Genomic DNA, 14,773 nt, shown 5'->3' on the forward strand with positions numbered 1-14,773 from the left:
CGGCGAATGATTGGGTCAGACGTCGATTATCTTCTATCCGTTCTGGAGGATGAGATTGACGATAAGTCGATGCTTACGCAAGTTAATCAATCACTTAAGCAGCTTGCAGATGTGAAGTTTGCGCTGGATGAATCGTCTATCGTTGCGGTAACGGATCATAAAGGGCGCATTGAATATGTAAACGATAAGTTTTGTGAAATTTCTAAGTACAGCCGTGAAGAGTTGATTGGCAAGGATCATCGGATTATCAACTCCGGATTTCATGGGCGCGATTTCTTCCGCACGCTGTGGGAGGTTATTTCAAGAGGCGAAGTATGGCGAGGAGAAATTAAAAATCGTGCCAAGGATGGCAGCTACTACTGGGTTAACACGACGATTGTTCCCTTCGTTGATGAAGCGGGCAACCCTTATCAATATTTAGCCATTCGCAGTGAAGTGACGCAGCGGAAGCGGGCTGAGCAAGAGCTGAAGGAAATGATGGTTAAGGTAATTGAAATTCAAGAGGAAGAGCGAAAACGAATATCGAGAGAGCTGCATGACGGGATTGGCCAAAGTCTCTTTTCGCTGCTTATTCAGCTTGACCGCATCATCGGCGATCACGATGACATTCCTGAGCTGGGCGCGCTACGCAGCGATGTATCAGGCGTAATGGAGGATATTCGTGGTCTGGCTTGGGAGCTGAGGCCATCGGTGCTCGATGATTTAGGTGTCGTTCCGGCAATAAGAACTTATGTGGACAATTATTCACAGCATTTTGGCATTCGATTGGCGCTCACATGCAATTTAAAGAGCAGGCTGGGCATTATGAAGGAAACAGCTATTTATCGTGTCATTCAAGAAGCATTAACGAATATCGCGAAGTATGCCGATGTAGGCGAGGCTGAAGTTGTAGTTGAGGAGCTGGAGGAAGAGGTCGTCGTCAGCGTAACAGATCAAGGGCTCGGTTTCAGTCCTGATCGCATCGGCCACGGTGTAGGCTTGTTCAGCATGGAGGAGAGAGCTCGCAGCATCGGCGGCTATTTAGATATTGTTTCGGAGCCTGGCAAAGGAGCAAAGGTGAAGCTTATTGTTCCTAAAGATAAGAATTCGGAAGGAAAAGGCGTAAACCTATAGGAGGAATTTCATGTATCGAATTTTCATCATAGAGGACGACGATAAAATTGCTTCAATCCTCAAAAAAAATATGGATAAATACGGATTTGAGGCAGCCGTTGTTACGCAGTTTCGAGAAATTATGCCGGAGCTGGAGGCTTTTGATCCGCATGTCATTTTGCTCGATATTAATTTGCCTTACTATGATGGTTATTATTGGTGCAGACAAATTCGAACACGTTCAAGCCTCCCTATTATTTTTATTTCTGCGCGTGCTGGCGAGATGGATCAAGTTATGGCTATAGAGAACGGCGGCGATGATTATATTACAAAGCCTATCCATTTGGATTTATTAATGGCGAAGGTGAAGAGTGTGCTAAGGCGAGCTTACGGGGAATATGCGGCATCCGGGTCTGCAGCAACAGAAACGGGCGTTGCCTCGCAAGCAGGGGAGCTGTCAGCTGGCGACCTCCGTCTTTACTTGAACCGTAATGAGCTTGAGTGGAGAGACTGCCGCATTGAGCTGACAAAAAACGAGCAGCTGCTGGCTGAATGCTTGATGAAGCGGCATGGCATGGTTGTTTCGCGCGAGCAGCTGCTTGAAGCGCTTTGGGACGATGTGCAATTCGTCGATGATAATACGCTTACGGTCAATGTGACCAGACTTCGGAAAAAGCTGGAGGAGCTTGGGCTTCCTAAAGCGATTGAAACGGTGCGGGGACAGGGCTATAAGCTCGTAATAGAAAATGCAGTAGGAGAAACGTCACGATGAGAGGCTTATCGCTGGCGTTATTTTTACGTGATCGTCTGTTATTTATATTTATGGTTTGTTTAATTATTTTACTCGCCGTCAGCTTGCTTCTCCTTGAGCGTGAGCGATACCCAGGGTTAGTCGAGCTGGGTACGATTTATTATTTTATTGTTATTGCTTTATTTTTGCTAGGGACGTGGCTGGTCGTCGATTATTTGCGGCAGCGCACGTACTTTAAGCAAATGTTAGAGGCGATTGCACGGTCAGAAGAACTGCAAGCTTCAACAATCGTACAAGCTACTGTGACACAAGAGCAGAAGCTTGTCGCTAAAATGCTGGAGGAGCAGAGCAGGGCTTATTTGAACGAGCTTGGCAAATATCGAAGGCAGCAGGAAATACATAATCATTTTGTGCTGCAATGGGTGCATCATATGAAGACGCCCGTATCTGTCATCGATTTGCTCGCTCAGGAGGTTTTGCAGCAGAACTCGTCCTCGCAGCAGGAACAGCAGCAGCTGGCGCTAAGTATGCAGGAGGAATCCGATCGGATGACGCGGGGGCTTGAGATGATGCTGTATACAGCTCGACTGGATAAGTTTGAAATCGACCTGCATGTCAAGCAGGTAGCGCTTCATGAACTTGTGCGCTCGGTCATCAACGCCCATAAGAAGCTTTGCATCCGTTACTCCATTTTTCCTCGTGTCGAGGGGGAAGCATTCGTGGAAACGGATGAGAAATGGATGAACTTCGTGCTCAATCAGTTCATTAGCAACGCAATCAAATATAGTAAAAGCAAAGAAGGCGGCAAAAAACTGCTCTTTCAATTGGAAGCGTTCAGTGGCGGAGGAGGCAGGCTGCAGGTGATCGATGAAGGCATTGGTATTGCGCCGCATGATCTTCCACGCATCTTTGATCCTTTCTTCACAGGTGAGAATGGACGAACGGCGGGCGAGTCAACTGGAATGGGGCTTTATTTGGCTAAGCAGGTATGCAATCGGTTAGGTCATGAGATGACTGTTTCCTCGGTTCTCGGAGAAAGTACGACGGTCAGTGTCTCATTCAAACCGCGCGGCATTCATATTATGGGCAGCGGAGGTAACGGAAGCTCAGGTTAGGTGACAAATTTGTAAGGTTGGCAGGGTGTGAATGAAAGGGAAATCGATGGGTTTAACCTCTTCCCCTCGTCTATACTAACGGTAATGAAGCACATTACAGATAGATCTGGGGAGGAACAAAGCAATGAGCGTACTAAAAGCAGAAGGGCTTGGCAAAATATACAGCAGTAAAGGCAACGTCGCTTACAAAGCGCTTGAGGATATAGAGCTGCAAGTGGAAGCGGGAGAATTCGTAGGGGTAATGGGGCCGTCGGGCAGCGGAAAAACAACTCTGCTGAATTTATTGTCCACGATCGATCGACCAACCTCTGGTTTAATTGAAATCAACGGCGTAAACCCAAGTAAGCTAACGGATAAGAAGCTGGCCTTATTTCGCCGCCGCGAGCTCGGTTTCGTCTTTCAGGATTTTAACTTGCTAGACACATTATCGATCAAAGAAAACATCATTTTGCCGCTCGTAATGGAGGGCATGGCACCGAAGCTAATTGAACAAAAACTGGATTCGCTCGCTGAATTGCTGCAAATCAAACAAATCTTGAATAAGCGGACGTATGAGGTGTCTGGCGGCCAGAAGCAGCGCGCAGCAATCGCCCGTGCTATTATTCATCAGCCTTCGCTCGTGCTTGCAGATGAGTTGACGGGCAATCTCGATTCCAAATCAGCTAAGGATGTTATGGATTCCCTGAAGGACATGAATGAGCGTTTTAAGGCGACCGTATTGATGGTAACGCATGATCCATTCTCTGCGAGCTACTGCCAGCGCATCGTATTCATCAAGGACGGCAAGTTTTTCTCGGAAATTCGCCGCGGCTCGAACAGGCAAGCGTTTTTCCAACAAATACTAGATGCGCTCAGCGTGCTGGGAGGTAATTTCGATGACGTTCCGTTCGCTCGCGCTTAGTAACATTCGGGGCAACTGGCGATCGTACAGCGCATTTTTCCTGAGCAGTGTCTTTTCCGTTATGATCTTTTATATTTATGCAGCGTTTCTATACCATCCAGAAGTAACGAGCGGCCACATTATGGCGGCATCAAAAATTCGTACAGGCATGGTGTTTTGTGAATATATTATCGTCATATTCTCGTTTTTGTTTGTGCTCTATTCTAATTCAGCATTTCTCAAAACGAGGCAGCAGGAATTTGGTTTGTTCTCTTTATTCGGGATGACAAAAGTTCAGCTTCGAAAGCTTGTTATTTACGAGAATGCAGCCATCGCTGCGCTGGCCATTGCTGTAGGCATCGGTCTTGGCATGCTGTTCAGCAAGCTATTTTTTATGGCTCTAACGGTGCTTCTTAATTTGCAGGAAGCGATATCTTTTGCGGCTCCAATCAAAGCCATTGGCTTAACGGCAGGCGGATTTTTTGTTCTGTTCATGCTGATCTCCATTTGGACAGCACTTCGCATTGGACGAACCGAAATTATTGATTTGCTGAAAGCGGCTCGCAAGCCAAAAGGACAGCTCGTATTCTCGCCTTGGCTGGTTGCTATTTCTGTCGTTTGCTTATCGGCTGCATATAGCATGGCTTTGGTTATGAACGACGGGAATTTCATGCTTTTAGCCTTGCCAATACTAATTACTGTCGTTATCGGGACGTACTTTCTCTTTACTCAGCTGAGCATTTTGCTGCTCCGCTATATTCAAAAAAGATCATCGATCTATTATAAACGGACCAATATGATCGTGTTCGCACAGCTTGGCTATAAGATTAAGGATAATGCGCGTATTTTATTTATTGTATCTATTCTTAGCGCGATCGTTATGACTGCCCTTGGGACGGTATATGTGATGAACATCGGTGCCAAAAAAAATATGATAGAATACTCTCCTTTCTCATTAGCTTATAGTGAAAAAGGCTTGAATACACATGAGGTTATTGACCCAGGTAAGCTTAGACAAGTAGTCAAAGAGGACGGCTACAAAATTGTGCGTGAAGCAAAGGCAGCTGGCGTACTGTTGAATCGCTTTTCGGTTAAATGGGGAGATGAAAAGGCCCGTGATTATGATTATGATGCTTTGGTAATTTCAGCTACAGACTATAACAAGCTTGCAGCATTGACGGGTCAGCCGAGCATTCAGCCTGAGAATGGCAAGCTAACGCTTATAAAGTCCTTTTTATCAAAAGAAAGAGAACAAGCAGGTATTGTAAAAGGCAGCATTAATGGCAAGGAAGCGGCATTCGACATTAGCGGCTCGGTAGAAGCTCATGTTATGAATTATCTCGAAAGCAACTATTTTACTTTCGTTATGGACGATTTTTCTTACATGAAGCTGCTATCGAGTGTGCCAGAAGATGAGCTTTATGTGATGTATGGCTATGAATTAAGCAATTGGGAGAAAACAGCAGCTACGGTTGAGAGGCTTAGTAAGCTTGTGCCAGAACAATTTCAATCCCAAACCGATTTTAGCCGTGTAAAAACGCTGCAAGAAATGAATCAAACGGTTTCTTTGACTTTATTCATCGGTATGTTCATTAGTTTGCTATTCTTCATTGCATCGGGAAGCATGATTTATTTCAAGCTATTCACCGAGCTGCAAGAAGACCAAGCCCAGTTTAAAGCTTTAGTCCGCATCGGCATGACGAAGGGCGAGATTCGCAAAATTGTTGTAACGCAGGTCGGCATCGTCTTCTTTGTTCCCGTCATTGTTGGCATTTGTCACGCCTTGTTCGCGATGAAAGCACTCGACAACATTATGGAATCATCTAACTGGATTTACTCTTTCGTCGTTATCGGCATTTATATCGTGATGCAGACGTTGTACTTCATAACCGCATGCAGCAGCTACATGAAGAGCATGCTTCGCGGGGCAAACGCATAATAAAATTAAAAAAACGGCTTTTTCCTCAGAAAATGAGGAGAAGTCGTTTTTTTTATGTTCATATGAACATTTAGAAGCAAGTGAAAGAGCTGATTCTCCGTAAATCTATACCGGTGTAACCCCATGATCTTCCGAACCAACGGAAACCGGAGACAGATGTACGTCCAACAAATACAGGGAAAAACCAGAAACCATGACCATTCTCCATCCATACGTAAGTGTTGTGGAACAAACAGCCGGAAATAGCTCCTGGATCAATTGCAAATGACGAAACAGCTGGCTGCGGCGGCGTGAATTGTGGAGGCGGAGCGGTCGGACCCGACATACCTGGTTGACCTTGTTGTCCTGGTCCCATCGGTCCTTGTGGACCTTGTGGACCTTGCGGTCCAAATGGTCCGAAAGGCCCCATCGGTCCCATTGGCCCTTGCGGGCCTATTGGAGGCATAAATGCCATGCAAAATCACTCCTTATCAATTGGGCTAATGCATGTTATGCAGAAATACCTAGCAACGATTGGGCGAACGATCATTGTCAGCGATTCAATCTGAAAAAAGTTAAAAATGTGATTGGAGCGGAGTACCGATTATAGCGACGTTTAATCTAGAAGAATCAAACCTGTTTCCATTCCATGTCAGCAGATTCTCTACATAACCGAGCGTATCAGCGTTTGTTGGTCCAATGATGCGCTGAAGAGCCTGCAGATCAAAGGATGCACGGTTTTCGGCTGTAATAATTGGGTTTAATGCTGCGATAGCCAGCACTTCACCTTGCAGAGGCTGCTTCAGCGTTCCGTTTTCGTTGTAATAAGTGGCTAAATAAGCGGCCCCTTTGCTGCTTATATCAATTATAAACAGCAAATCAAGCTGAGCACTTGATACCGACACTTTGTACATATCTTCATACTGGACGCGAAACTTGTATTGTTGATTGTAGCTGTCTGAATCAAACAGCTTGTGAAGCGCATGGTGAGCGAAGGAGTAAATGTAGAAAATGCCATAACCGCCGCTTCCTCCGGAATCGATACTGATCAAAATGTCAGGTATTTGATTTTTATCAAAGTCGCCCAGCAGCAGGACAGCGTTATAACCGGCATTATTTTGTAAAGGAACGACTGTTCGCTGCTGTGAATAACCATCTTGAATGACTAGCGTAATATGATCTGCGAATATACCGGATGGTCCATCCGGTTTATGACCAATTAAATAAATCTGATCAGGTATACCGTCACCAGTTACATCTCCTTGTTTCATGTCGAGCAAATATTCGTCTGTTGCTAACCGATCTGGCTGGTACCTATGTGTATGGAAAGACGAGTGCATAACTATTCCTCCAAGCCTAAAATACATGGTTTCTGTCTATACCTATGCCAATCCCTTGCGATTGGACTGTGCGAATGCCTAGAAGCGGGCAAACAAACCAAAGCAAGCTTTCATTTGAAAAGAGAGCATTCAGGCATTACATATTGCAAGTTGATTAGGCAACACTAAAGCGGACTGATGTCTATATACTTACGGAGGTGCAGCCTTTTTATGAAGCACTTAATCGTCTATTGTCATCCTAACCCAGACAGCTTTAATAACGCCATTGTGGATGCTTTTATTGAATCATTAAAGGAGCAAGGCCATGAGGTCGTCGTCCGAGATTTGTACGCGATGCGATTTGACCCTGTGCTCAAAGCCAGCGATTTTGAGGCGCTGCGCGAAGGCAACACACCTTTGGATATTAAAACGGAGCAAGAGCTTGTGAAATGGGCGGATGCTTTTACGATGGTATATCCTATTTGGTGGACGGGGCTGCCCGCACTTATTAAAGGATACATTGATCGAGTATTCTCGTATGGTTTCGCTTATGCGTATGGTGAGGATGGAACGATCAGCAAGCTGCTTGCGGGCAAGAAGGGGCTTATTATTAATACACATGGAACGCCTTCGGAGATTTACAGCCGGACTGGCATGTACGATGGGCTGAAAAAAACTTCGGATACGGGTATTTATGAATTTTGCGGCATCAAGTCAGTTGGCCATATATTTTTTGGCAGCGTGCCGCAAATTGATGATGCAGCCCGAAAGAAGATGCTCGAAGAAGTGCGGGGCAAGGCAGTCAGCTTGTTCGAATAGAAAGCCAAGAAAAGCTGGTCGCAACGATGCGATCAGCTTTTCCTTTTTTTAAAGCATGCTTGTCCTGTCCGAGGTTGAGGAGTATCATATAGTCCAAAAGCCTAAATGTATAGAATTGGAGATTTGGAATGAGAATCGGCATTCGCACCAAGATATTCACAAGCTTCTCTGTAGTAATCATTGTTTCGCTGACGATAGTTAGCGTGTTGTGGTACAACAAATATTATGATAGCCAGCGCGATTCGGCTGAGAGCTTTATGTCCCGTACCATTTTGGATGCGAATAAAAGCTTCGAGCTTACTCTCAAGGACATCGATTATATTAGTACGATTATTTCTCTTAACCGGCCCAACGTGATTGATGTGCTTTTGCCTGATCCCTCTGAAAGTTTAATTAATCGACTCGAGAAGGATCGTAAGCTTGATAACTTCATTTCTAGTTTATATGGCTACAAATATTACATATCGAGCATACAAGTAGCGAGTTTGGGAGGCCGCAGCTACTCGCAGGGGGCCACGGTTCCAACCAATGAATTTATGGAGTCGAGCTGGTTCGAGCAGCTGCTCGAGCAAAGAGGGAATAAAATATTTATTACGACTCATTCCAATAAAAAACTTAATTATGTGTCTTCCTATGTGAACCAAAACGTCGTTTCTATTGCGAGGGCAATCATGGACGGCTCGGAGGCGGCAGGTTACGTCATGGTTGATTTTAGTTATGAGGTTGTTGAGCGTATTTTCAATACCCCTCTGCCTAATAAAAGTCAGCTGTTTCTGATTGATGAAAAAGGGAATTTTGTCTACTCGCCGCGCAACAAGGATATTAATCAGCCGATTTCAGATACAGCTTATGCAGATGTGCTCCCTGAGCTGAAGGGCAGCTCGGGCAAGCTAAGCATGAACATAAACGGAGAGAAGCATCTTGTTATTTATCATACTTCCGATTTTACAAATTGGACGACAGTGGGGCTAATTCCGCAGGGTGAGCTGCTCGCAGAGAGCAGAAAAGCAGCCAATACGATTATGATTATTCCTATGGTGACCCTCATTGTTGCCCTTTTTGTTGCTACGATTTTGTCCAATCAAATTACGATTAATATCGGCCGTTTAAGGCAGGCCATGAAGAAGGTCAGCGAGGGCAATTTATCTGATCCTATTGCAATATCATCAGGCGATGAAGTGGAGGAGCTGAGCCATGGCTTTAACGCGATGGTTACCAACTTGCGGCTGCTGCTTGATGATGTGAAGCAAACGGAGGAGCAGAAACGGATTCTTGAGTTTAAAGCGCTTCAGGCGCAGATCAATCCTCATTTTTTATTCAATACACTAAATCAAATCAAATGGCTGGCAGATGTACAGAAAGCCGACAATATTAAGCAGCTAGTTACCTCTCTCGTTACACTCCTACATAGCAGCATGGGCAAAGGCGGAGAGTATGTTACCGTTCAAGAGGAACAGCAATATTTGGAGCATTATTTGAATATTCAGCAGTTTCGTTATTACGATAAGTTTGTCGCTGTATTCGACATCGAGGAAGAGATTTTGCAGGTGCGTATGTTGAAGTTTTTGCTGCAGCCTATTGTTGAGAATGCCCTCATTCATGGCTTAGAGCCGCTTAAGGGAAGAGGACAGCTCACGGTTAAAGGATATGAGGATGATGGACATATCGTAATACAGGTGTCAGACAATGGTGTAGGCATCGAGCAAGAGCGATTGGAAACTATTTTTAATAAAGTCACTGAAAAAAATCGGTCTAGATTTAGCGGTATTGGGCTTGTAAATGTACAGCAGAGAATGAAGCTCCATTATGGAATAGGCTATGGCCTGCAAATCGAGAGCGTGCCCGGTTTATTCACGACGGTAACTGTGCGTATTCCGATTGAAGTGAAGGGAGACAACAAGCATGATTAATGTTTTGCTGGTCGATGACGATCTGCCTATGTTGAGCAAGCTGAAAAACATCATGAACTGGGAAGCGGGCAGCTTTAATTTATGCGGAGAAGCCAGCGGCGGCTATGCAGCGATCAAGCTTCTGGATGAACGCAAGCCTGAAATCGTCATTACGGACATGAGTATGCCGGGAATGGATGGTTTAGAGCTGATCAGTTATATGGAGGAGCATTATCCGCATATTCAAGTGATAGCGATCAGCAGCTACAGCGATGTTCATTATGTGAAGAACAGTATGAAAAAGGGCGCTGTCGACTATATTTTGAAGCATGAGCTGGATACAGAAACATTGGCTGCTGCCCTTGCAAGCGCACGGGAGCGGTTTGCGATAGAGCAGGAGGAGCAGGCGAAGACGCTGGATTTGCAGCGGCAAATTCAGCAGAATCAAACGACGCTGATCAGGGGGTTCATTCGAAGTCTTGTTCAGTACACATACAATAGCGAAGAAGAGCTTCTCTTGCAGATGGACAAGCTTGATTTAGCTCTGAACCTGCGGATGCTCACCGTCGTCGTTGCAGAGTGGGATAGCCGCGGCATGCTTCATGATAAATTTAACGCCAAAGAGCTTGACTATATTATGGGCACTTTTATGGATATTACCGACAATATCCTTGCAGATACAGGAAACGCTTATATGACGCCGATCGAAAATGGGAAGTTTGCTATTTTATTTTCATTTGATACGAACAGCAAATTTATTTGGCACACGATTATTTCGGAAGCGCTCTCCCGAATCAGATTGAGCGCCAAACGGCAGCTTAACCTGATGTTAAGCTTCAGCGTAAGTGAAATGTGCAGCAAGGTGAATGTGCTGCATGAATACTTCAATGAGACGGACAAAGCGCTGCAGGAGAGGTTTTATGAGGGCGGCGATGTCGTCATTTGGCCGGGGATACAGCGAAAGGCAGGGGCTGACTCTGGAGCAAGCTTCTCCGTAGATGTGAAGCTGGAGCGAACATTGCTGTCGCTTCTCGCAGCATCCAATGAAAAGGATCTGGTCATCAAAATCGAAGAGCTGTTTACTAGAATGAATGAAGCGCGTGCACCGCATAAAACGGCTCAAATGGTTGCGGTAGAACTCATTCATCTTGTTAATCGCAAGGCGAAGGAAGCTGGCATTGCAGATCAGGATTTGTTCGAAGGCGACCAGAATCCTTACCTGGCGATTGGTAAATTTGATACGCTCTCCGATCTGAAGGAATGGATTGTTGGGGTGTATAAGAAGCTTGTCGAGGCGCTTCGTCCGTATGTGCATGACAATCTTTATTCTGAAAATACCCGCCGCACTATGGAGTGGGTTCGGAAAAAATTCTCAGAGCCAATCACTTTGCAGGAGGCCGCAGATGTCATTGGAGTCAATTCCTCTTATTTGAGCCGGATGTTCAAGGAGGAATGCGGTCAAGGCTTCGCTGATTATGTCAACCATGTGCGAGTGGAACAAGCTAAGCTGCTGATAAGGTCAGGCGATGTTGATTTAAAGGATGTTGTGAAGCAGGTTGGATTTAACAATTACAATTATTTCTTTACGGTATTCAAAAAAATTACTGGAAACACGCCAATCGAATATGAAAAACAACAAAAATAAGATTATTTGAGTGAAAAGTAAAAAAGATAGAGTAAATGTAAAAATAATGGAGTCCACGTGTGGGCTCTTCTTTTCTATGATGAAGAGGCAAGATGACAAACATACATCTAAGGGGAGATGGAACAATGAAAAAATTATCTTTTAGATTTGCGCTTGTATTGGCATTATCCATTTGTTTAACATTGACGGCTGCTGCTTGCGGCAGCAAAAACACAGACACAAACAACGGCAAGAATAGTGGATCAACTTCTACGGAACAGCAAACGGTTACTTTCTGGTCTTGGGTTCCTACGGATGTACAAGCGGAGAAAGCGATTGCGGCATTTGAAGCAGCTAACCCGAACATTAAAGTAGATTACTGGCGCGGCGAGCAAACAGACTTTCAGAAGAAGCTTCAAGTAGCGATGGCTGCCAACGAAGGTCCGGATCTTCTTGGTATGCAAGTTGGAGGCATGCTGAACCAATATGCCAACACGCTAGAGCCTATCGAAGCGCTTGCGGATACGAACTGGGGTACTGGCTGGCAGGACAAGTTCGTTAAAGCTTCTATCGATCAAGTAAGAGCAAAAGACGGCACAATGGTTGCACTGCCGCTTAACTTGACTGGCCAAGAATTTGTTCTTTATAACAAAACGATTTTTGATAAATTGGGCATTACAAAAGTGCCGGCAACGTATGAAGAGTGGTTGTCTGTAAATGCGACTATTCGTGAGAAAGGCAACGGCATCGTGCCTGTAGCTTTCGGAGCGAAGGACATTTGGCATGACGTTGATATGTTCGTAGCGCTTAGCAATCAATTCGCGCCAGGCAAAATCTATGAAGCAGAGCAAGGCAAAGTAGCTTGGACTGATCAAGCTTTCGTCGACACGATGACAGCATGGAGCAAGCTATTCACAGATAAAGTAATGCAAGACGGAGCTTTGGGCTTGTCTACTTACCCAGATGCTCGCGACCAATATTTCTACTCCGGTAAAGCAGCTATGTTCTTGACTGGTTCTTGGCATGCAGGCTTCAGCCTTCCAGGCGGAGAGAAAGACGGAACAGCGATTGAAAACGATGAAACGGGCATTTTCTTGCTTCCGCAAATCGGACCAAACGAATCCAAAGCGGTTGCCAGCGTAGATACAGCACTTTCAATCAACAAAAACTCCAAAAACAAGGAAGCGGCTTGGAAGCTGCTTGAGTTTATGACACAAGGCGAAGGCCAACAAATTATGGCTGATTTCATTCAAGGATCACCAGCTAAGATTGGCGTTGAAATTCAATCGCTTGATCAATTTAAATTCGAATCCGAGCGTGAAGCGATCAAAACGGTAAACGATGCAATCGAAAATGCAGTAGGCAAACGTCTGCTTGATTACCCTGAGCTTACGAATGCGATTGGTGTAGCAATGCAGGATGTTGCAGCAGGTAAAAGCATTGAAACCTCGCTTAAAGATATCCAGAAGGTTTCAGACGGCATCGACCGCAAGTAGATTCGAACTTTAGCAAGCAATAAGATTTAGAGCAGATAAAGAGCATGGATATGCGTGTTGGTATTCATGCTCTTTCTTATACTCAAAATCGGATATTTGATAGGTAAATGAAGGGGTGATACACCATGAACGGCAATCGTTCTGTTCTTTCCGGATGGAGAGCTTATTTATATATTTTACCAATTCTTATCGTATCGGGTTTATTTTTGTACTATTGCATAGGATTTACGGTTTATACGAGCTTTCATTCATGGAACGGCATTGACTCGGAGATGAAATATATCGGCTTTGATAACTATATCAAGCTGTTTGACGATAAGTCCTACCATATCGCACTGCGGAATAATCTCGTGTTCTTTATTTTTACAGTGGGCATTCAAGCGGCGCTTGGGTTAATGCTGGCGATACTGCTTCGCGCGAAGCTGCGGGGCCATTCCATCTTCAGATCGGTCTATTTCATACCGACCATTATGGCACCGATCATTATTGCAGCTATATTCCGTATCATTATGGATACAAACTTCGGCAGTCTAAATGAAGGATTGCGCGCTTTGGGGCTTGATTTTCTAGCTGTATCCTGGCTTGGCGATCCCAAATATGCGCTCATGTCGATCATTATCGTCAATATTTTTGAATGGATGGGCTTTAGTATGACGCTTTATTATTCAGCGCTTCTAGCCATTCCAGATGAAATCTATGAATCAGCTAAAATTGACGGCTCCGGCTTTTGGAGGACGCTGTTCAAAATTACGGTTCCGCTCGTTGGCGGCACAACGTCTACACTCGTCATTCTTGGTATTGTCGGCTCGCTCAAAACGTTCGACATCGTATCGCTGCTTACTGGCGGCGGACCGGGGCGCTCGACAGAGTTTCTGACTACCTATGTGTATAAGAAGGCGATTGAGGAGTTTAATGGCGGGATGTCCGCTGCTGCAGGAGTTACCATTCTCATCATCGCTCTCATACTTGCCGTGCTGCAAATTCAGTATACTAACCGTCAACAACGTGATTTATAACCGTAAGGGGTGAGCTCAAATGTTTATTAATTTACGCAAATTAGATAAATGGATCATTCAAGCCGTGTTAGCCATAGTTGCGGTCGTTTGGTTGTATCCGCTTGTACAATCCGTCATTAAATCGCTCGGCATCAATGGGTTTGGCAATTATCTTGCCGTTATCAATCACCCAAAGGTCAATTATTTCCTAGTCGTTTTCAATAGCTTTTTTATCGCGGTATGCACAACTCTCGCAGTAGGTTTGCTAGCTACACTGGCTGCTTATGCATTCTCGAAAATGCAATTCAAAATGAAAAACGTCCTGTTTTATTCGCTGGTTGCCTGCTTGGCTATTCCTGCGACAGCGGTCATGTCACCGCTCTTTTTTACAGCAAAAACACTTGGCATTATGAATAGCTATTCTGGCGTCATTTTGCCATTGGTCGCATTCAACGCACCGTTCATGCTTCTTATTCTCAAAAACTATTTCGATTCCATTCCGAATGCGATTCTGGAAGCGGGCATGATTGATGGCTGCACATCCTTCCGAATGTACAGAACGATCATGATCCCGCTTGGCATTCCAGCTATTATTAATATTGCAGTGCTTACATTTATCTACTCATGGAATGACTATATCATTCCGCTGCTCCTCATTCGTGATGAAGAGATGTATACCGTTACGCTGGCTACGCAATTTTTTACGGGTACAACAAATCAGACGCCAGAAATGGTCGCACAGCTTTATGCAGCGCTTATTTTGATGACTATTCCTTCAATTATTGTTTATATGTTCGGTCAGAATGCAATGAAATCAGGCTTAACGGCAGGCGCTGTAAAAAGCTAATTAATGAGCTATTAGATAAGCTGGAGGA

Annotated in this window: 13 protein-coding genes; 11 read left to right on the forward strand and 2 right to left on the reverse strand. The window is 44.8% G+C overall.

Going from position 1 to position 14,773, the window contains the following annotated elements; translation table 11 throughout:
• Positions 1–6: 6 nt before the first annotated feature.
• The 5 genes from ACIFSR_RS22220 (at position 7) to ACIFSR_RS22240 (ending at position 5,777) form a co-directional block, all read left to right on the forward strand.
• Positions 7–1,113, forward strand: coding sequence for a PAS domain-containing sensor histidine kinase (locus ACIFSR_RS22220; RefSeq protein WP_430060432.1), 1,107 nt, complete (start codon positions 7–9; stop codon positions 1,111–1,113).
• A gap of 10 nt (positions 1,114–1,123) precedes the next feature.
• On the forward strand, positions 1,124–1,864 hold the full coding sequence (locus ACIFSR_RS22225) for a response regulator transcription factor (RefSeq protein WP_339204454.1): 741 nt from the start codon (positions 1,124–1,126) through the stop codon (positions 1,862–1,864).
• Positions 1,861–2,958, forward strand: coding sequence for a sensor histidine kinase (locus ACIFSR_RS22230; protein WP_339204453.1), 1,098 nt, complete (start codon positions 1,861–1,863; stop codon positions 2,956–2,958). The genes ACIFSR_RS22225 and ACIFSR_RS22230 overlap by 4 nt, the downstream gene beginning before the upstream one ends.
• Before the next feature lie 124 nt (positions 2,959–3,082).
• Positions 3,083–3,859, forward strand: coding sequence for an ABC transporter ATP-binding protein (locus ACIFSR_RS22235; RefSeq protein ID WP_339204452.1), 777 nt, complete (start codon positions 3,083–3,085; stop codon positions 3,857–3,859).
• Complete coding sequence (locus ACIFSR_RS22240) at positions 3,834–5,777, forward strand: FtsX-like permease family protein (protein ID WP_430060016.1); 1,944 nt, start codon at positions 3,834–3,836, stop codon at positions 5,775–5,777. The genes ACIFSR_RS22235 and ACIFSR_RS22240 overlap by 26 nt, the downstream gene beginning before the upstream one ends.
• A gap of 70 nt (positions 5,778–5,847) precedes the next feature.
• On the opposite strand, the gene ACIFSR_RS22245 is transcribed toward ACIFSR_RS22240, so the two are convergent.
• Positions 5,848–6,231 (reverse strand): collagen-like protein, encoded by a 384-nt coding sequence (locus ACIFSR_RS22245; protein WP_430060018.1) that lies wholly within the window; start codon positions 6,229–6,231, stop codon positions 5,848–5,850.
• Positions 6,232–6,331: 100 nt separating this feature from the next.
• Positions 6,332–7,096 (reverse strand): VCBS repeat-containing protein, encoded by a 765-nt coding sequence (locus ACIFSR_RS22250; RefSeq protein WP_430060019.1) that lies wholly within the window; start codon positions 7,094–7,096, stop codon positions 6,332–6,334.
• 210 nt (positions 7,097–7,306) lie between these two features.
• Here ACIFSR_RS22250 and ACIFSR_RS22255 point away from each other — a divergent pair, with 210 nt between their 5' ends.
• The 6 genes from ACIFSR_RS22255 to ACIFSR_RS22280 all read left to right on the forward strand — a co-directional run bounded on the left by ACIFSR_RS22255 (position 7,307) and on the right by ACIFSR_RS22280 (position 14,745).
• Positions 7,307–7,894 carry an NAD(P)H-dependent oxidoreductase gene (locus tag ACIFSR_RS22255; protein WP_430060021.1) on the forward strand — a complete coding sequence of 196 codons (588 nt, stop codon included), beginning with the start codon at positions 7,307–7,309 and terminating at the stop codon, positions 7,892–7,894.
• A gap of 128 nt (positions 7,895–8,022) precedes the next feature.
• Entirely contained in the window at positions 8,023–9,804 is a 1,782-nt protein-coding gene (locus ACIFSR_RS22260) for a sensor histidine kinase (RefSeq protein WP_339204447.1), read from the forward strand.
• Positions 9,797–11,428 (forward strand): response regulator transcription factor, encoded by a 1,632-nt coding sequence (locus ACIFSR_RS22265; RefSeq protein WP_430060024.1) that lies wholly within the window; start codon positions 9,797–9,799, stop codon positions 11,426–11,428. The genes ACIFSR_RS22260 and ACIFSR_RS22265 overlap by 8 nt, the downstream gene beginning before the upstream one ends.
• A gap of 125 nt (positions 11,429–11,553) precedes the next feature.
• Positions 11,554–12,903, forward strand: coding sequence for an ABC transporter substrate-binding protein (locus ACIFSR_RS22270; RefSeq protein WP_430060025.1), 1,350 nt, complete (start codon positions 11,554–11,556; stop codon positions 12,901–12,903).
• A 125-nt stretch (positions 12,904–13,028) separates the two neighbouring features.
• Positions 13,029–13,919 carry a carbohydrate ABC transporter permease gene (locus ACIFSR_RS22275; RefSeq protein WP_339204444.1) on the forward strand — a complete coding sequence of 297 codons (891 nt, stop codon included), beginning with the start codon at positions 13,029–13,031 and terminating at the stop codon, positions 13,917–13,919.
• A 19-nt stretch (positions 13,920–13,938) separates the two neighbouring features.
• The gene (locus ACIFSR_RS22280) at positions 13,939–14,745 is read left to right on the forward strand and encodes a carbohydrate ABC transporter permease (RefSeq protein WP_339204443.1); all 807 of its coding nucleotides are present in this window, start codon (positions 13,939–13,941) and stop codon (positions 14,743–14,745) included.
• Positions 14,746–14,773 lie beyond the last annotated feature (28 nt).

The organism is Paenibacillus sp. NRS-1760 (genome assembly GCF_050467785.1).
Classification (GTDB): Bacteria; Bacillota; Bacilli; order Paenibacillales; family Paenibacillaceae; genus Pristimantibacillus.